This window comes from Kitasatospora sp. NPDC048298, from assembly GCF_043201465.1.
In the GTDB taxonomy this organism is placed as follows: domain Bacteria; phylum Actinomycetota; class Actinomycetes; order Streptomycetales; family Streptomycetaceae; genus Kitasatospora.
The window spans coordinates 45018-63961 of sequence record NZ_JBICYZ010000054.1 but is presented as its reverse complement, the minus strand read 5'-3'; the positions used below and the strand labels follow the sequence as shown (position 1 = coordinate 63961).

Sequence of the window (18944 nt, the reverse complement as noted above, 5' to 3'; positions counted from 1 at the left end):
GCTTCCACGACGGTGTCCGGGCGCTGGAGGCCGCGGGCGTCACCCGTTTCGTGGAGCTGGGCCCCGACGCGGTGCTGACCGGGCTGGCCCGCGAGAGCGTCCAGGCGCCGGACACGGCGTTCGTCCCGCTCGGCCGCCGGCTCGGCTCGGAGAGCGTCACCCTGCTGACGGGGCTGGCCCAGCTCTACGTGGACGGCCTGGCTCCCGACTGGCAGGCGGTCTTCCCCGGTGCCGGGCGGGCGGAGCTGCCGACGTACGCCTTCCAGCACCAGCGGTACTGGCTGGCGGCGGACGTCCCGCTGGTCGTCGGCGCGCTCGACACCCCCGACCAGCAGGCCGGGGCGGGGGAGGTGGCGCCGCTGCGCGCGCGCCTCGCCGGGGCCGGCGAGTCCGAACAGCAGGAGCTGCTGGTCGAGTTGGTCCGCTCGCAGAGCGCCGCCATCCTCGGCCACTCCTCCGTGGAGGCGATCGAGCCGGAGGTCGGCTTCCTGGAGGCCGGGATGGACTCGGTCTCCGGCACCGAACTGCGCATCGCACTCTCCGCGGCCACCGGGCTGGCCCTGTCCGCCGGCGTGGTCTTCGACCACCGCACCCCGGCCGACCTGGCCGCCCACCTGCGAACCGAGCTGGCCCACGGCGGGTCCGGGCTCGCCGGGGCCGGCGCCGACGGCGCTGTCGACGGCGGCGCCGAGGACGCTGCCGAGGACCTGGAGTCGATCAGCGGGCTGCTGCGCCGGGCCGCCGCCGAGGGCCGGATGACGAAGGGGATGGCGCTGCTCGACGCGGTCGCCGAGATCCTGCCCGACTTCTCCTCGGCGGCCGAACTGGAGCGTCTGGCCGAGCCGGTCCGCCTCGCCCAGGGGGAGCGGGGACCCAAGCTGATCTGCTTCCCCTCCCCGATGGCGCTCGGCGGCGCCCACCAGTACGCCCGGTTCGCCTCGCACTTCCGTGGCCGCCGCGAGGTGGTGGTGCCGCCGGTGCCGGGGTTCGGCCCCGGGGAGGCGCTGCCGCGCTCGGTGGACGCCGTGCTCGACGTCTTCGTCGAAGGCCTGCCGGCCATGGCGGCGGGGGAGCCCTTCGTCCTGGTCGGCTACTCGTCCGGCGGCCAGTTCGCGCACGCCACCGCCGAGGTGTTGGAGAAGGCGGGCACCCCGGCGGCCGGGGTCGTCCTGCTGGACACCTACCTGCCCGGCGGCGAGGGCCAGGACGAACTCTGGCCGCAGATGTTCCGGGGCATGCTGGACCGGGAGTCCTCCTTCGGCCGGTTCAGCGCCGCCAGGCTTGCCGCGATGAGCCGCTACAGCGACCTGATCGTGGACTGCCTGCCGGGAGCGCTGTCGGCCCCGGTGCTCTTCGTCCGCCCGGCGCAGTCCTTCACCGACGCGCCCGGCACCGAGGACTGGCGAGCCTCGTGGAGCGGCGAGCACCTGCTGCGGGAGGTGCCCGGCACCCACTTCACCATCCTGGAGGAGTCGGCGCCGGTGGTGGCAGAGGCGGTCGACGACTGGCTTTCGACGCTCGGAACCCTCGAAAGCTGACCGTTACTCGCCGGCCCTGCCGTCAGGGGCCCGGTGACCAGGGGCGCGGGCCATCGGTTCCGCGCCCTTGGTGTTCCCGGAAGCGGCTTGCGGTGGTGGTAGAACATCCGCCACCGAGGGGGAGAAAGTTCTACCTCGGATACGCCAAGCAATGCCAATGTGCCGAACCGCCGCCGCTTCTACCGTTGATACCAGTTCGCGTGAGGTGCGTGATTAACCGGGTGGGAGTTCCAGTGCAGACTCAGGAGAGCGGTCAGCAGGCAGTGGCCGTCCGGCTGGAAGCGGTCGAGAAGATCTACGGCAAAGGCGACAACGAGGTGGCCGCGCTCAAGAGACTGAGCATGACCTTCGACACCGGCAGCTTCACGGCCGTGATGGGCCCCTCGGGATCGGGCAAGAGCACCTTCCTGCACTGCGCCGCCGGTCTGGTCAAGCCCACTTCGGGCAAGGTGCTGGTCGGTGACACCAACCTCGCGGACCTGGACGAGGTGCGGCTCACCAAGCTGCGCCGCGACCGGATCGGCTTCATCTTCCAGTCGTTCAACCTGCTTCCGGCCCTGACGGTGATGCAGAACATCGTGCTGCCGCTCCAGCTGGCCGGCAAGCGTCCGAACAAGAGCCAGATCCTGATGGTGGTCAACCGGGTCGGTCTGGCCGACCGGCTCGACCACCTGCCCGGCCAGCTCTCCGGCGGCCAGCAGCAGCGCGTGGCGATCGCGCGAGCCCTGGTGACCCGGCCCGCCGTGGTCTTCGCCGACGAGCCGACCGGCGCCCTGGACACCCGTACCGCCGCGGCCGTGCTCGGCCTGCTGCGCGAGTCGGTGACCGCCGGCGGGCAGACCCTGGTCATGGTCACCCACGACCCGGTGGCCGCCTCCTACGCCGACCGCGTGGTCTTCCTCGCGGACGGCCGCTTCGTCGGCGAGCTGTACCAGCCGACCGCCGAGGCCGTCGCCGCGCGGATGACCCGGCTCGGCGCCTGGGACGACGAGAACTTCGAGCCCTCCTCCGCCCTGTCGGGGGGTGGCCGCTGATGCTGCTACTGGCCCTGCGCACACTGAAGTTCCGTAAGACCGGGTTCATCGCCACCTTCGTGGCGATGTTCCTGGGTGCCGCGATCGTGATGGCCTGCGGTGGCCTGATGGAGACCGGCGTCCGGATGGCGGCCCCGCCGCAGCGCCTGGCCGGGGTGCCGATCGTGGTGACCGGTCAGCAGACCTACGACGACACCGCGCTGACCGAGCGCAACCGGATCGACCCGAGTGTGCTCGACACGGTCAAGGCGGTTCCCGGCGTCGGCAGCGCGATCACCGACCTGTCCTTCCCCGCGACCGTGGTGGTGGGCGGCAAGGCGGTCGACGCCGGCTCGAAGGGCCACAACTGGTCCGGCGCCGGGCTGACCCCGTTCACGCTGACCCAGGGCGTGGCCCCGGGCAACGGCCAGGTGGTCCTCGACGCGAAGCTGTCGGCAGATTCGGGTGCCGGCGTCGGCTCCAGCGTGCAGCTGACCGTGCGCGGCGCTGCCCGGACCTTCACGGTCTCCGGCATCGCCCACCAGACCACCGGCGAGACGATCCAGCCGAGCCTGTTCTTCTCCGATGCCCAGGCGCAGCAACTGGCCGACTCCAAGGGCAAGTTCGACTCCATCGGGGTGCAGCCGGCGGCCGGTGTCGACGTTGCTGCGCTGGAGCAGGCCGTGAGTTCGGCGGTCAGCGGCAAGGCGATGGTGCTCACCGGCGAGCGGCGCGGCCTGGCCGACCTGCCGGGCACGCTCTCCAGCCAGCGGACCGTGACCATCCTGGCGGCGATCTTCGGCAGCTGGGCGGTCCTGATCGTGATGTTCGGTGTCGCCTCCACGCTCGGGCTCTCGCTCCAGCAGCGGGCGCACGAGATGGCCCTGCTGCGGGCGATCGGCACCACCTCCCGGCAGGTGCGCCGGATGATCCTCGGTGAGACCGCCGTGCTGTCGGTGATCGCCACCGCCCTGGCGATCGCCCCCGGCCTCGTCGTCGGCAAGCTGCTGTACGGGCAGCTGACCGGCAACGGCGTGGTGTCCAAGGAGATCATCTTCCGCGAGGGCTGGATCCCGATCACGGTCGGCGCCTTCGCGGCGATCGCGGCCGCCATGGGCGCGGCGCTGTTCGCGGGGCGCAAGGCCGCGAAGACCGAGCCGGTCGCGGCGATGGCCGAGAGCACCCTGCAGACCAAGTGGCTCACCACCACCCGCCTGCTGCTGGCGCTGTTCTTCATGCTCAACGGCGTCACGCTGTCGGTCGTCACGGTCACGGTGATGACCGACGGTCCGACCCTGGCGAGCACCGCGGGACCGGCCTCGGTCCTGTTCGCGATCGGCGTGGCGCTGCTCGCCCCGGGGATCACCAAGGCGATCGTGGTGGCGCTCCGTTGGCCCGTCCGCGCGTTCTCCGGACTGTCCGGGTACATGGCGCTGCGCAACGCCACCACCAACAACGTCCGGATGGCGGGCGCGGTGGCTCCGATCATCCTGCTGATCGGCATCGCCAACGGCACCCTGTACATGCAGGCCACCGAGGACACCGTCTCCGCCAAGAGCTACGAGAGCAACGTGCTGGCCGACTACGTGCTCGACTCCTCGGCCGGCGGCTTCGCGCCGGGCGTGGTCGGCTCGGTCCGCTCCATCCCGGGCGTGTCCGGCGTCTCCGAACTGGTCAGCTCCATCGGCTTCGTGGACGCCGCAGGCAGCGGCAACACCATGGACCTGCGTGGCGTCTCGGCCAACGGTGTCCAGCAGACCATCGCGCTCGACTCGCTGAACGGATCGATCGGCGACCTGAAGGGCAACACGGTTGCCCTGTCGGACAAGCAGGCGAAGGACTTCGGCGTCCGCATCGGGGACAACCTGAAGATCCACTTCGGTGACGGCACCGCCGCCGACCCCAAGGTCGTGGCCACCTACGCCGACAACCCCCAGGAGCAGTACCTGCTGCTGCCCTCCGACGTGCTGGCCCCGCACACCACCACCGGCCTGCCGACCAAGATCCTCGTCAAGGCGGACGGCAGCGCCGACCACGCCCAGATCCAGTCCCACCTCGACGGCGTGGCGGCCACGGTGCCCGGCACCGCGATCGCCGACCGTTCCACGCTGACCAGCTCCAACAACCAGATCCAGCAGATCCTGGTCTCCTCGAACTACACCATCGTCGCCATGATCGTCGGCTACGCGGCGATCACCGTGATCAACAGCCTGGTGGCGGTGACCCGCAAGCGCCAGGGCGAGTTCGGTCTCCAGCGTCTGACCGGCTCCACCAAGGCCCAGGTGCTGGGCATGCTGAGCGTCGAAGGCGCCCTGGTCGCCGTCATCGCGACCATCCTGGGCACCATCTCCTCGGCGACCACGATCGTCCCGTACAGCCTGGTGAAGGCCGACTCGATCCTGCCGAAGGGCTCGATCGGCATCTACCTCGCGATCATCGGCGGCGCGCTCGTCCTGATCTTCGGCGCGACCCTGTTCCCCTCCTGGAGGGGCATGCGGACGCCGCCGATCGAAACGGCCAGGTCCGCCTGACCGGCACGCCGGGGCCGCTCTTCCGTCACCCCCGGACGGAGGAGCGGCCCCACAGCCGTTTCCCGGCCGACCGCCGGTCGGTCAACTCGTCACGGCTCGTTGAGTTTTAGTAACGTGGCGCCGATCGAAAAAACCCGCGAGCACGACCGGTGGGTACGTCCTGTACGTACTTGTCGGACGGGCTCGCGGGATCACTGCTGTCACGGATGGACGATCGCTCAGGTGTACTTCGCTTACCGCCCTTCCTTCGACCCATCCATCGACCGAGCCGCGGATCCGGAGGCCTTGCCCATATCCCGCCGGGCCACATCCCTCTGCGCAGGCCTGAGCGAGACCTGGTGAACATCAGGAACGGCCTGCACGAGTTCCCCGCCCGACTCCGCCGGGCCGGCACCGACCTGGTGGTAGGGGTGCTGATCGCGCTGGGCGCCATGCTCTCGGTCTGCCTGTTCCTGATCACCGCCTATTTCGTGATCCTCTTCGTCATCGGTATCGGCGCGGTGATGCTGCCGATCGTGACCAAGTGGGTCCGCTGGCTGTGCAACGCCAACCGGCGGGTGGCCGCCCGATCGGGAATCGAGATCGCCGTTCCCTACCGGCCGGAGCCCCAGGAGTTCGAGAAGGACATCGTCGGCTGGATCCGCCGCTGCAAATGGATTCTGACCGATCCGGCCAGCTGGCGGGACCTGCTCTGGCTGCTGCTCAACTCGGTCGTCGGCATGATCGGTTTCCTGCCCGCCGTGGTGCTCTACTACGTCCTCGAAGGGTTTGCGCTGGCCTGCGGCCTGTGGCGGCCCATCCTGCGGGCGCAGGGCACCGGGCGCGAGTACTTCTTCGTCCCGATCCAGAGCCAACCCACCGCCGCCCTGGGCGCGTTGGCGGCAGCGGCGCTCTTCGTCGTCTGGGTGTGGTACAGCCCGGCCTTCCTCACCGCGCACGCGTACTTCACCCGCCTGCTGCTCGGCCCCACCGAGCGCTCCCGACTCACCGTCCGGGTCCTGCACCTGGCCGAGACCCGATCCGGTGCCCTGGACGCGGCCGCCGCCGAACTGCGCCGGATCGAACGCGACCTGCACGACGGTGCCCAGGCCAGGCTGGTCAGCCTCGGCATGACCCTCGGGGCGCTCGAACGCCATCTCGGCAGCGAATCGGACGAGGCCCGCAGGCTGCTGCGCGACGCCCGCACCTCCTCCATCTCGGCCCTGCGTGAGCTGCGCGACCTGGTGCGCGGCATCCACCCGCCGATCCTCGCCGAACGCGGCCTGGCCGACGCGCTGCGCGCCCTCGGCCTGGCCAGCCCGCTCCGGGTCGAGGTGACGGTGAGCATCCCGGGCGAGGTGCCGCCACCGCTCGAATCCGCCCTGTACTTCGCGGTGTCCGAGCTGCTGACCAACGCCCTGAAGTACTCCGGCGCCGAGCACGTCGAGGTCAGCGCCTGGCACGACGGCGCCGTGCTGCACGCCCGGGTCATCGACGACGGCCGCGGTGGTGCCGACGCCACCGCGGGAACCGGTCTGCACGGCATCCGCCGGCGGCTGGCCACCTTCGACGGAACCCTCGACATCAGTAGCCCGCTGGGTGGTCCGACCGCAATCAAGATGGAGATACCGTGCGTGTTGTCCTCGCTGAAGACCTCTTCCTCCTGAGGCAGGGGCTGATCCAACTCCTGGACGCCTACGGCTTCGAGACCGTGGCGGCCGTCGACAACGGTCCCGACCTGCTCGAAGCCGCCGCCAGGCATCGTCCCGACATCCTGATCGTCGACGTCCGGCTGCCGCCGACCTTCACCACCGAAGGCCTCAAGGCCGCCCTGCAGGCCAGGCGTGAGATCCCCAAACTCCCGATCCTCGTGCTCTCCCAGCACGTCGAGCAGATGTACGCCAGGGAGCTGCTCGCCGACGGCACCGGCGGCATCGGTTACCTGCTCAAGGACAGCGTCTTCGACAACGAGCAGTTCATCGACGCGATCCGCCGGGTCGCCGCCGGCGGTACCGCCATGGACCCCTCCGTGGTCTCCCAACTGATGGTGAGCCACGCACGCGACGAACCGCTCGCCGCACTCACGGTACGAGAGCGCAGCGTCCTGGAGCTGATGGCCGAGGGCTGCTCCAACACCGCCATCGCACAACGCCTCGTCATCACCGAGGGTGCGGCGGCCAAGCACATCTCGAGCATCTTCGTCAAGCTCATGCTGCCCCCGGACAGCGACAGCAACCGGCGCGTCCTGGCGGTCCTCGCCTACCTCAACGCCTGAGTGGACGCACGAGGCCCTGTCCGGCCGGTCGCGCCGGGAGGAAGCTGGAGTGGCCGCCGCTGCTCGGTCGCCGCTCACCGGCGTGGAGGCGATCGCCAACGGGATCGCGTCCGGACGCTCAGCACGGCGCGCTTTCGCCGTTCTGCTTCCGGCGGAAGCTGACGCGGGCCCGAACGGTGCGAACACTGATGGCCGGCGAGGGCTTGCTGCCCTCGCCGGCCGTCGACGTCCGTGACGGTTACCGCGCGCCCCACTCCTGGTCGGTCGGCACGATCTCGCGGCCGAGCGGCATCAGCGAGACCGGGATCATCTTCAGGTTGGCCCACCCGAAGGGGATGCCGATGATCGACAGGAACAGCGGGATGCTCGTGATCAGGTGCCCGAGAGCCAGCCACCAGCCGGCGAACACCAGCCAGATGACGTTCCCCACGCAGGACGCCGGCCCCGCGTCGGGCCGCTCCACCGCCGTCCGCCCGAACGGCCACAGGATGAACCCGGCCAGCCGGAACGACGCGATGCCGAACGGGATCGTGATGATGAGTACGCAGCAGATGATTCCGGCGAGCACGTAGGCAAGAGCCATCCAAATGCCGCAGAAAATCAGCCAGATGACATTGAGGATGAACCTTATTGCACTCATGCTGGATACCTTCTCACGGCTGATGGCGTTGCACTACGACCGTGCCATGCCCGTCGGCGAGCGTGTCCACGCCCTTAGGGGCCGTTCCTCAGGGATCGGTCCGGGTCGCAGCCTCGGGCACGAGTGACTCGCCGGTATTCCTTGACCGGGGTCAAGGGTTCGGAAGTTCGAACTCTGACGTTCCGGCCAGTGTTCTCGCGGGCCGCAGGGCATCTTCGTCCGGTCAGGGTCGGCTGTGCTGTTTCAGGAAGTCGGTCGGGGCGCGTTCGTACGGCGGGCTCCGTATTCCAGACGCCGCGGGCGCCGGGGCGGGCTCCCGGCAGGGCGGAGGCGGTGCCTGGGCTCCCTGGGGGCGGTCGGCTTCTGCGACAATCGACCGGCCGGTGACCAGGACGAAGGGAGGCCCGCGTGGGTACGGACGGGGCGCGGTCGCGGATTCCGCAGCTGCGGCTGGACGAGCTGCTGGAGGAACTCCAGGCCCGGATCGACGCGGCCCGGGGCACCCGGGACCGGGTGCACAGCCTCCTGGAGGCGGTCCTGTCGGTCGGGCGCGAGCTGGACCTGACGCAGGTGCTGCGCAGGATCGTCGAAGCCGCGGCCCTGCTGGTGGACGCCCGGTACGCGGCGCTCGGCGTGATCGGGCCGGACGGCGAGACGCTCTCCGACTTCCTGACCGTGGGGCTGTCGCCGGAGGAGATCGCGAAGATCGGCCCGTACCCGACGGGCCGGGGGCTCCTGGGCGAGCTGATCCGCAACCCCGAGCCGCTGCGCCTGGAGGAGCTGTCGGAGCACCCGGCGTCGTACGGCTGCCCGGCGCACCACCCGGTGATGCGGACCTTCCTCGGTGTCCCGGTCCGGGTGCGCGACGAGGTGTTCGGCAACCTCTACCTGACCGACAGGCGGAGCGGTGAGGAGTTCGACGCCGACGACGAGTCCGTGATCGCCACCCTGGCCGTCGCGGCCGGCGTGGCGATCGACAACGCCCGCCTGTACGAGGAGGCCCAGCGCCAGCAGCGTTGGCTGAGCGCGAGTGCGGAGATCACCCGGAGCCTGCTGTCGGGCAGTTCCCGCTCCGAGGTGACGGAGCTGATCGCGCGGCGGGCCCAGGAGATCACCGGCGCCCGGCTGGCGGACGTGTCGGTACCCGTCCCCGGCACCGACACGGTCCGGGTGGAGCTGGCCCTCGGCGGCGACACGGCTGCCAGGCAGGGCCTGGTGGTGCCGCTGGACGGGACGCTGTCGGGGGAGGCGAGCGCACAGGGCTCTCCGGCGACCACGGTCGACCTGGCGGGTGATCCGCGGCTGTCCGGCGGCCCCCGGCGGTTCGAGGGACTCGGACCGGCGGTGGCGGTCCCCCTGGGCCGGACCGAGGGACCGGGCGAGGGCGTGCTGCTGCTGGCCAGGGAGGCCGGTGAGCCGGCGTTCACCGAGCGGGAGATCGGCCCGCTGCTCGGCTTCGCCGACCAGGCGGCACTGGCGCTGGAGCTGGCGGAGCGGCGTCGGGACGCCGAGCAGCTGGTGCTGCTGGAGGACCGCGACCGGATCGCCCGCGACCTGCACGACCTCGCCATCCAGCGGCTCTTCGCGACCGGGATGACGCTGCAGAGCGCGGCCCGGTTCATCGAACACCCGGGGGCGTCGGACCGGGTGCTCCGTGCGGTCGGCGACCTGGACGACACCATCAAGATCATCCGATCGACGATCTTCGGGCTCCGCGCGCGCGAGGAGCGCGGCGGACAGGGCCTGCGGGCCAGGGCCGTGCGGACGGTCGAACGGGCGCAGGCGGTCCTGGGCTTCCCACCCCGGCTGAGCATGGAGGGCCTGCTGGACACCGACGTCCCGGCGGAGGTCGCGGAACACGTCGTGGCCGTCCTGGGGGAGGCGCTGAGCAACGCCGCCCGGCACGCGAAGGCGAACCGCGTGGAGGTCGCGCTGCACGCCACCGGGCAGCGGGTCGTGCTGACGGTGCAGGACAACGGTGTCGGCGTCCCCGAGCAGGGGCGGCGCAGCGGCCTGCGCAATCTCGCCGAGCGGGCGCACGGCCTCGGGGGCGCGTTCGAGGTGATCAGCCCGACCGAGGGAGGCACCCGGCTGACCTGGTCAGCCCCGGTGGTGTGAGGACCGGCCGGTCACGCCTTGCGGGGCCGGCCGCGCTCGCGGGGTCCCGCGGTGGCGGTCACGCCTCGCAGGGAGGTGAACCGGGCAGGGAACGCCCGGTCACCAGTTCCGGGCGGATGCGGATGGTCACGTGGCCGGCCGCCGGTTCCGCGGGTGTGGGCACGACGGCGGGAACGGGGCGGCCCTCCGGGACGTCGGAGGTGACGGCCGCCCGCCCGAGGACGGTGACGCTCCAGCCGCTGCCGTCGGCCTCGCTGAGTTCGCTCACCTCGAAGGCGACCACCGCGTCGGCGACCGCCCGGGCGATCTCGGAGTCGGCGTCGGCGCGGAACAGGACGCTGCCGTCCGCCCCGATCCGGTGACGGACCGGCATGACGGCCGGCAGCGCACCAACGGTGTAGACCAGTCGGCCGACGGCTGTCCCGCTGAGAAGCCTCAGGCACTGCAGCTCGTCCAGTGGTGTGAATTCGGCGGTCATGGCATCCATGCTCGGCGGGGGCACGTCCTTCCGCGAGGGGCTGATGGTCCCCCCGAAGGCCTCCGGGTGGACCCCGGACACCGGGTGCTTTCGGCCCGGGCGCGGGTGCCGCTCAGGCAGTCCGGCGGATCAGACGGTCCGGCGGGTCAGACGGTCCGGCGGGCCGACTGCGGGTCCTGGCCGGTCAGCACCTGGTTGGCGATGATCGCGGCCTGGACCCGGCGCTCCACACCGAGCTTGGCGAGCAGCCGGGAGATGTGGTTCTTGACGGTCTTCTCGGCGAGGTAGAGCCGCTGGCCGATCTGCCGGTTGGTCAGGCCCTCGCCGACCAGGGCGAGGATCTCCCGCTCGCGGTCGGTGAGCTGTGGGAAGTCGGACGGCTGCTGGGCCACGGCCTCACCGCGCAGCCGGGCCATCAGCCGGGTGGCGGCACCGGGATCGAGCATGGACTGCCCGGAGGCGACCGTGCGGACCGCGGAGACGAGGTCGGTGCCGCTGATCTGCTTGAGGACGTACCCGGCCGCGCCGGCCATGATCGAGTCGAGCAGGGCCTCCTCGTCGTCGAAGGACGTGAGGATCAGGCAGGCCAACTCCGGCATCCGGGAGCGCAGTTCGCGGCAGACGGTCACACCGTCGCCGTCGGGCAGGCGCATGTCCAGGATCGCGACGTCGGGGCGCAGGGCGGGAACACGGGTGAGTGCCTGCGTCATCGTGGAGGCCTCGCCGACCACCGTGAAGCCGGGCTCCGCGTCCAGCAGGTCGTGCACACCCCGCCGGACCACCTCGTGGTCGTCGAGGAGGAACACCTTCACCGGCTCGCCCGCGTCGGCCACCGTGTCGTCCGCCATCACCGCTCCGTGTTCAGCCCGCCCCCAGGGACAGGTCGTACAGATCTCACCGCAGTGTGCGGGACATCGGGGCGCGCCGGTAGGGCCGGACGGCCCTACCGTACGACCCAAGGCGCTGCCGACGGCGGCGGGACCGGGACCCAAGTCGCTGCCGACGGGACCTTCAGCCCTCGGCCCGGCGGGCCGGCGCGCGGCAGTCTGAAGCCCACCCGGAAAGGAACTCCGATGACCCGTCTGCAGAGCCGTCCCGCCACCGACGTCCTGGTGACGACCCGTGGTGAAGTCTCCCTGGCCGCACCCGAATACGCCCGGACCAAGCTGCTCGCCGTACTCGAACGTCTCGACGAGCCGGTCCTCTCCGCCCGGGTGAGGCTCACCCAGGAGCCCAACCACGCCGTGGCCAAGCCGTCGACCGCCCAGGCCACGCTCGACCTGAACGGCCGGCCCGTGCGCGCCCACGTCGCCGCCGCCACCATCCAGGAAGCCGTCGACCTGCTCCAGGACCGCCTGAACGCCAGGATCGCCCGCGTCCGGGCCCACCGGCACCAGCACCGCCACCACGCCGGTCCGTCCGCCGCCGCCGGGCGCGAACACCGGCCGCAGCGCCGGGTGTTGGGTGCCGAGGAGCGCCGCATCGTGCGGCACAAGAGCTACAGCCTCGCGCGTCAGACCACGTGGGCGGCCGTGTTCGAACTGGAGGCGATGGACTACGACTTCCACCTGTACACCGACGCGGTGACGGGCTGCGACAGCATCGTCCACCACGACGGCGAGACGGGGGAGTACCGGATCGCCTCGGCCGGAGCGGCGCCCGAGACCGAGCCGGGCATCTCGGTGAGCACCCACGAGGCGCCCGAACTCACCGTCGCCGCCGCCGTCTCGCGGCTCGACCTCAGCGGCCTGCCCTTCGTCTTCTTCACCAACAGCGAGACCGGGCGCGGCAACGTGCTGTACCACCGGTACGACGGCCACTACGGCGTCATCACTCCCGCGCGGTAGCCGGCGCGAGCCGACCCGGCGGGGCCGTTCCCCGGCCGCCCCGGGTCGGTCCCGCCCCGGGTCGGCCCCGGCCCGATCGCCAACGGCCCGCTACCGAAGCCACGGTGGCGGGCCGTTGCCGTGCGCCCGTGCGCCCGTGCGCCCGCGTGGCGTGCGGCGGCGGTCGCCGGCCGGAAGCCGCAAGCGGGAAGCCGAAAGCCGAAAGCCGGATGCCGCGCCCACCCGGGGGTGGACGCGGCATCCGGGCGTCGCGGGCTCAGCCGAAGGCGGTCTTCAGCGCCTGGAACGCCGTCTTCGGGTCGGACAGGGCGTGGTAGACGGGCGGAATCGGATTCTCGAGGCCGAGCAGCCGGTAGACGGCGTGCATGGCGCCGCGCACCGAGTACTCGACGGTGAAGACCACGTCCTCGGGGATCTCCACGAACTGGCCGAGGAAGGCGAAGTTCCGGGCGTCGTGCGGGATCACCAGCGGCCGGTCGTGGACACCGCGCCGGACGAACTGGCTGGTGATGTAGGGCATCATCACGGTGGTGACCGTGGTGGTGGCGCGCACCTCGTCGGCGACGTCGTCGAAGCCGAGCTGGCCGAGGAGTTCGTCCAGGATCTCCCGGCCGGTGGACTCGGCCATCGCCTTGCCGGTGTGCTCGCCGGGCGTGTCGATGAACAGGCCGTAGCCCCAGAGGGTGAGGACGTCCTCGGGCTGGCCCTCGAAGTGCGGCGGTCGCGGCACCACGACGGACATCAGCCAGGGCGAGTCCTTGAACGTCATCAGCGCACCGGTGCCGGGGGCGTTGCCGGAGAACTCCTCGATCCGCTTCAGCAGGGCCGGGCTGCGCATGGTCAACGTGAAGGACTGCCAGGCGGCTTCGGCGATGTTGCCGTTGAAGACGGCGGGCCGGCCGAAGTCGGGGGCCTTGCGGGAGAGCGTCTCCCACAGGGCCCAGCCGCCGTCGCGCTTGTCGCGGACCAGCTCGGCCACGGTGTCGTCCGAGCCGTAGGCGGCGTCCGCGGTCATCGAGCCGAGGGTGATGAACGCCAGGTCGGGATCAGCGAGTTCGACGGTCTCCGGGCGGCCGTCCCGGTCGAGGTGGAGGCGCTTGGCGCGGCGGATGCCGCGGTCCTCGGTGAAGTCGACGTCCCGCACCGTGACGCCGTGCTCGAAGCGCACCCCGCGCTCGGTCAGCCACCGGATGAGCGGCCGGACGATCGAGTCGTACTGGTTCAGCCGGGTGCGGCGGACGCCGGAGAGGGTGTGGATGCGCGGGAACTCCTGGACGAAGCGCAGGAAGTAGCGCTTGAGCTCGATGGCGCTGTGCCAGTTCTGGAAGGCGAAGGTGGTACGCCACATCGCCCAGAAGTTGGTGGCGAAGAAGTGTTCGGAGAAGAACTCGTCGATCCGCCGGGGGCCGATCACCGACTCGGGCAGGGCCAGCAGGCGGGCGAGTTCGGCCCGGTCACGGGTGTCCAGGCCGAGCTGCGAGGCGTCCAGGATGCGGTGGTCCCGGTCGATCAGGCGCGCCCTGGCGTCGGTGGGCCACTGTTCGTTGAAGGCGAGGATCTCCTGTCGGACCGTCCGGTCCGGGTCGTCCAGGGTGGGGATGGTCTCCAGGAGGTTCCACAGGCAGGTGTAGGCCTCGTCCTCCAGCATCCGCCCGCCGCGCGTCACGTAGCCCTGTTCGGCGGCTCCCCGGCCGTCCAGTGAGCCGCCGGCCAGGGGGAGTTCCTCCAGGACGTGGATGTTCTCACCCGGGAACTCGCCGTCCCGGATCAGGAAGGCCGCTGCGGCGAGGGAGGCGATGCCGCCGCCGACGAGGTAGGCCTTGGTCTCCCGCGAACTGTCGATCATGGTTTCTCCGGATGTGCGGGTCGGCGCCCCTGGGCGCCCTGCGTCGGGTCGGCAGGCTGCCTCCAGCCTTCCGGCACCGGGGCGGTGGCCGCGAGGGCCGGGTGGTCCCGGCCGCCCGGGACCACTGGTCCCGGGCGGCCGGGCCGTGACCACCGAACGTCTCCGGGTCGGCCGCGCGGTACGCTGACGGGTTCCGGAGGCTCGATCCGATCCGATCCGAACCTGTTCCGTCCTTCCGAAGGAGACACCTCTCGTGGCCAGCCCGACCCAGACGCTGGAGTTCCAGGCGGAGACCCGCCAGCTGTTGCAGCTGGTGATCCACTCGATCTACTCGAACAAGGACATCTTCCTGCGCGAGCTGATCTCCAACGCCTCCGACGCCCTCGACAAACTCCGCCTGGAGTCCCTCACCGACAGCGGCCTCGGGGTCGACACCTCCGACCTGCATATCAGGCTGGACGTCGACCGGGATGCCCGTACCCTGACGGTGCGGGACAACGGCATCGGCATGACCCGTGACGACGTCGTCGACCTGATCGGCACCATCGCCAAGTCCGGCACCGCGAGTCTGCTGGCCAAGATCAAGGAGGCCAAGGACGCGGAGGCGGCGCAGAGCCTGATCGGCCAGTTCGGGGTCGGCTTCTACTCGGCGTTCATGGTCGCGGACAAGGTCGCCCTGCACACCCGCCGGGCCGGCACCGAGCAGGGCACCGTGTGGGAGTCCGACGGTGAGGGCACCTACACGATCGCGGAGGCCGGCGATCTGCCGGTCGGCACGTCGGTCACGCTGCACCTCAAGCCCGCGGACGGCGAGGACGGGCTGGGCGACTACCTGGCCGCGTGGAAGATCCGCCAGATCGTCAAGCAGTACTCGGACTTCATCCGCTGGCCCATCCGGATGGCCGCCGAACCCGCGGGCACCGGCGCCGACTTCGGCACCGAGCCGGGCGCCGAGTCGGGCACCGAGGGCGAAGCCGCGGGTGAGCGCCGGGACGAGCTGGAGACGCTGAACTCGATGAAGGCGCTGTGGGCGCGTCCCCGCAGCGAGGTGACCGAGGCCGAGTACAACGACTTCTACCAGCAGATCAGCCATGACTGGCAGGCCCCGGCCGAGACCGTCCACATGCGCGCCGAGGGCACCTTCGAGTACGAGGCGCTGCTGTTCATCCCCTCGCACGCCCCGTTCGACCTGTTCTCCCGCGACACCAAGCGCGGCGTGCAGCTGTACGTCAAGCGGGTGTTCATCATGGACGACTGCGACGCGCTGATGCCGGACTACCTGCGGTTCGTCAAGGGCGTCGTCGATGCCCACGACCTGTCGCTGAACGTCTCCCGCGAGATCCTGCAGCACGACCGCCAGATCACCGCCGTGCGCCGGCGCCTCGTCAAGAAGGTCCTCGGCGCCCTCAAGGACATGCGGTCCGGCAGGTCCGACGCCTACGCCGCGCTGTGGGAGCAGTTCGGCCGGGTCCTCAAGGAGGGCCTGATCGAGGACCGCGACAACACCGACGCGCTGCTGGAACTGGTCCGCGCCGCCTCGACCGACGACGCGGAGAAGACGACCACGCTGCGTGAGTACGTCGAGCGGATGAAGGACGGCCAGGACACCATCTACTACCTGACCGGCGAGAACCGGGCCATGGTGGAGAACTCCCCGCACATGGAGGCCTTCACCGCCAAGGGCTACGAGGTCCTGATCCTCACCGACCCGGTCGACGAGGTCTGGACCGACCAGATCCCCGCCTTCGACGGCCACCGCTTCCAGTCCATCGCCAAGGGTCAGGTCGACCTCGACGGCGACGACGACGGCGACGCCGGCGACGAGGCGAAGGCCGAGAAGGCCCAGCGCGAGCAGGACTTCGCCGCCCTCCTCGGCTGGCTCCAGAACGCCCTGGCCGACCACGTCAAGCAGGTCCGCCTCTCCACCCGCCTGACCACCTCCGCCGCGTGCCTGGTCGGTGACGCGCACGACCTGACCCCCACCCTGGAGAAGATGTACCGGGCCATGGGTCAGGAACTCCCGCCCGTCAAGCGGATCCTGGAACTCAACCCCACCCACCCCCTCGTCACCGCCCTGCGCCAGGCACACGAGGCGAACGCCGACGACCCCGCGCTCGCGGACACCGCCGAACTCGTCCACGGCAGTGCCCTGCTCGCCGAAGGCGGCGACCTGCCCGACCCGGCCCGTTTCACCCGCCTGCTGACCGACCGCCTCACCCACACCCTGTAACCCCCGCCCGGGGTGCGGCCCGCCCACGCCGACCGGTCTGGCCACGCCGACCGGTCCGGTGGGCCGCACCCCGCGCGTGTGGGCCGCAGGCCCGGCGCGGGCCGGTGCGGTGGCTGGGGTAGCGTTCCTCTGTCCACCAACCGGCCCGCCCCGTCGGGCTCTTGAGCGGAAGCCCCGATGATCGAAGCCAGCTACTCGGCAGCCCCTGCCGTCTTACCCGTGTTCGTCGTCCTCGCCCTGCTGTGCTCGGCCGGAACCGCGTGGTGGGCCCGCCGGAGGGGGGTGCCCGTCGCGCCGGCGGTGCTGTGGGGGTTGAGCCTGGCGGGCGAGGTGGCGGTGACGCTGACGCCGACGGCCGCCGGGTACTCGGGGAGCCCGAGTTGCACGATCGGGCCCGGCAACTGGGTCGAGGCGACGGGCCGGCAGGGGCTGATGAACGTCGCGCTCTACGTCCCACTGGCCTTCTTCGGCGGGCTGCTCTTCCGCAGGCCGGTCACCGTGCTGGCCGGCTGTGTGGTGCTGTCGGCCGTCACCGAGGTCACCCAGACCCTGCTCGGGACCGGACGGGCCTGTGACGGCGCGGACTTCGTCGACAACGCGGCCGGTGCGCTGCTGGGGGCGCTCCTCGCCGCCGGCTGGCTGCTGGCGCGGCGGCGCGGGCTTCCCCGGCCGCGCCGGGACCTCGTCCACGGGCTGGCGCTGGGTGCCGTCGGGCTGGCGGCGGTGGGGCTGGTGGTCCACTTCGGCGTCCGGACGTACCGGGACGCGCCGGGCTTCGCCGCTCGGCCGTCCGACGACATCGTGACGGCGCAGCGGGTGGCGGAGGGCCTCTTCGGCCCGCGCACCCTGGTGAGCACCACCACGACGACCGCCGATCCCGGGGTGCTCCAGCAGATCATGGACGTCACCACCGACCGCGGCAGCTTCCGGATCGAGCAGCCCAGCGGCCGTCTGCTCGCCGCCACCGCGGCGGAGCCGTCCGCGGCGGACGCGCCCGCCCTCACCCCGGAGCAGGTCGTCGCCGCCGGTACGGCCTTCGCCGACACCTGGTTCGCCGACCGGATCGCGGGCCTGACCCCGACCGTCACCCCCGCCGGCGGCCCGAACGGCCCTTCCCGGAAGCTCAGTTACCGCAGCGAGGGGGAGGCCTCCGGGCGGCCGCCGGTGCACGTCGAACTGACCGTGGCCGCCGACGGCCGCATCCTCACCGTCACGTCATAGCCCGCCGCAGGCTCGGTCCGGCCGCAGGCCCCGGTCCGGGCGGAGGCTCAGGCTGGCCGCAGGCTCAGGCCGGGCGCGGGAGGTAGGCCAGGCCGTGGGCGCCCGCCTCGGTGAGCTTGGGGACGGTCAGGCGGGAGACCGGGGTGAGGGTGGCCAGGTCGATGACGTCGACGGTGGAGGAGACGACGCAGGAGACGTAGGCGAGGCCGCCGTCCGGGGAGGAGGTGATGGTGAGCGGGAAGAGACCCACCTCGACGGACCCGATCCGGCGGTGGTCGTCGGCCGCGAACACCGTGAGGCGGCCGGGGAGTTGGCGGCCCAGGGCGGAGTCGAGGTCGGGGATCGTCCGGACCTCGCCGGCCAGCAGCAGGCCGGTCGAGGTGAGGTGGACCGGCAGGGCCGGGGACTCCGTCGTGAGGACCTCCTTGACGGCCGCGGCCGGGACGTCGATGACCCGGATGCCCGGGGCCGCGGCGAGGGACGGCGAGAAGTACGGGCCGGCGGCGTAGACCCGGGTGCCGTCGGGGGAGACGGCCAGGCCCTCGCTGCCGGGGACCTCGACCTTGGCGGTCAGAACGCCCCGTTCGAGGTCCACGACCGAGACGAAGGACGCCTCCTTGTTGGTGGCGAAGCCGGTCCGGCCGTCCGGGGAGACGGCGAACCAGTGCGGGCCGGGGGCGTCGGTGTCGATCCGGCCGAGCGGGCGACGGGTCTCGGTGTCGATGACCACGACGCCGCCGGGGCGGTCCCCGTCGCCCTCCACGCTGACGTAGAGGCGGTGCCGGGCGGCGTCCAACGCCAGTCCGTGCGGCCCGTGTTCGGGGGCGAGGTCGATCACGTCGACGATCCGGCGGGTGTCGGCGTCGATGACGGTCACCTCGGTGCGGCGGCCGCCGTTGGCGTGGTAGTAGCCCGAGTGGTAAGCGCTGGTGCACCAGAGCAGCCGCTGGGTCGGGTCGAAGCACAACTCGTGCGGCTCGGCGAGGACCTGGACCGTGTCGAGGAGCCGGTCGGTGGCGGCGTCGAAGAACGACACGGTCGGTCCGCTCTGGCTGACGACGGCGAGGACGTCGCCGGTGCGGGCGGCACGGGAGAGCTGTGACATGAGGACTCCTCGGGAGGGGTGTTTCGCGGTCGGTTCCACCTTCGTCGGCGGTGGCGGCCGGAACAATGCAAGGATCGGCATCGGATAGTTGCCCGAAACGCAAAGATCCAGTTCAGGAGCGTG

At 71.4% G+C, this 18944-nt stretch carries 14 protein-coding genes; 9 read left to right on the top strand and 5 right to left on the bottom strand.

Annotation, left to right across the window (positions count from 1 at the left end):
- The 5 genes from ACGF0D_RS31670 to ACGF0D_RS31650 all read left to right on the top strand — a co-directional run.
- On the top strand, nt 1-1538 hold a 1538-nt coding region (locus ACGF0D_RS31670), incomplete at its 5' end, for an alpha/beta fold hydrolase (RefSeq protein WP_392922000.1).
- A gap of 233 nt (nt 1539-1771) precedes the next feature.
- The gene (locus ACGF0D_RS31665; RefSeq protein WP_380452069.1) at nt 1772-2572 is read left to right on the top strand and encodes an ABC transporter ATP-binding protein; all 801 of its coding nucleotides are present in this window, start codon (nt 1772-1774) and stop codon (nt 2570-2572) included.
- Nucleotides 2572-5082 (top strand): ABC transporter permease, encoded by a 2511-nt coding sequence (locus ACGF0D_RS31660; RefSeq protein ID WP_392921998.1) that lies wholly within the window; start codon nt 2572-2574, stop codon nt 5080-5082. Before ACGF0D_RS31665 ends, ACGF0D_RS31660 begins: the two co-directional genes overlap by 1 nt.
- A gap of 338 nt (nt 5083-5420) precedes the next feature.
- Nucleotides 5421-6728, top strand: coding sequence for a sensor histidine kinase (locus ACGF0D_RS31655; protein WP_392880275.1), 1308 nt, complete (start codon nt 5421-5423; stop codon nt 6726-6728).
- Nucleotides 6692-7336: a response regulator gene (locus ACGF0D_RS31650; RefSeq protein ID WP_380452078.1), complete on the top strand. Its 645-nt coding sequence runs from the start codon at nt 6692-6694 to the stop codon at nt 7334-7336. Before ACGF0D_RS31655 ends, ACGF0D_RS31650 begins: the two co-directional genes overlap by 37 nt.
- 238 nt (nt 7337-7574) lie before the next feature.
- On the opposite strand, the gene ACGF0D_RS31645 is transcribed toward ACGF0D_RS31650, so the two are convergent.
- Nucleotides 7575-7976 (bottom strand): YccF domain-containing protein, encoded by a 402-nt coding sequence (locus ACGF0D_RS31645; RefSeq protein WP_392880272.1) that lies wholly within the window; start codon nt 7974-7976, stop codon nt 7575-7577.
- A gap of 408 nt (nt 7977-8384) precedes the next feature.
- Here ACGF0D_RS31645 and ACGF0D_RS31640 point away from each other — a divergent pair, with 408 nt between their 5' ends.
- On the top strand, nt 8385-10094 hold the full coding sequence (locus ACGF0D_RS31640; RefSeq protein ID WP_392921995.1) for a GAF domain-containing protein: 1710 nt from the start codon (nt 8385-8387) through the stop codon (nt 10092-10094).
- 58 nt (nt 10095-10152) lie between these two features.
- Here the strand turns inward: ACGF0D_RS31640 and ACGF0D_RS31635 are convergent, their stop codons facing one another.
- Nucleotides 10153-10572 (bottom strand): pyridoxamine 5'-phosphate oxidase family protein, encoded by a 420-nt coding sequence (locus ACGF0D_RS31635; protein WP_392921992.1) that lies wholly within the window; start codon nt 10570-10572, stop codon nt 10153-10155.
- Nucleotides 10573-10718: 146 nt separating this feature from the next.
- Complete coding sequence (locus tag ACGF0D_RS31630) at nt 10719-11420, bottom strand: response regulator (protein WP_392880256.1); 702 nt, start codon at nt 11418-11420, stop codon at nt 10719-10721.
- A 225-nt stretch (nt 11421-11645) separates the two neighbouring features.
- On the opposite strand from ACGF0D_RS31630, the gene ACGF0D_RS31625 reads away from it, so the two are divergent.
- Nucleotides 11646-12419, top strand: coding sequence for an HPF/RaiA family ribosome-associated protein (locus ACGF0D_RS31625; protein WP_392921989.1), 774 nt, complete (start codon nt 11646-11648; stop codon nt 12417-12419).
- A gap of 256 nt (nt 12420-12675) precedes the next feature.
- On the opposite strand, the gene ACGF0D_RS31620 is transcribed toward ACGF0D_RS31625, so the two are convergent.
- A complete protein-coding gene (locus tag ACGF0D_RS31620; protein WP_392921987.1) occupies nt 12676-14265 on the bottom strand; it encodes an oleate hydratase in 1590 nt (529 codons plus the stop codon).
- Between the two features lie 253 nt (nt 14266-14518).
- Between ACGF0D_RS31620 and htpG the strand changes: the two genes are divergently transcribed.
- On the top strand, nt 14519-16495 hold the full coding sequence (gene htpG / locus ACGF0D_RS31615; protein WP_392921984.1) for a molecular chaperone HtpG: 1977 nt from the start codon (nt 14519-14521) through the stop codon (nt 16493-16495).
- 177 nt (nt 16496-16672) lie between these two features.
- Nucleotides 16673-17716 carry a VanZ family protein gene (locus tag ACGF0D_RS31610; RefSeq protein ID WP_392921981.1) on the top strand — a complete coding sequence of 348 codons (1044 nt, stop codon included), beginning with the start codon at nt 16673-16675 and terminating at the stop codon, nt 17714-17716.
- A gap of 64 nt (nt 17717-17780) precedes the next feature.
- On the opposite strand, the gene ACGF0D_RS31605 is transcribed toward ACGF0D_RS31610, so the two are convergent.
- Nucleotides 17781-18821 carry a YncE family protein gene (locus ACGF0D_RS31605; RefSeq protein ID WP_392921979.1) on the bottom strand — a complete coding sequence of 347 codons (1041 nt, stop codon included), beginning with the start codon at nt 18819-18821 and terminating at the stop codon, nt 17781-17783.
- Between the last annotated feature and the right edge of the window lie 123 nt (nt 18822-18944).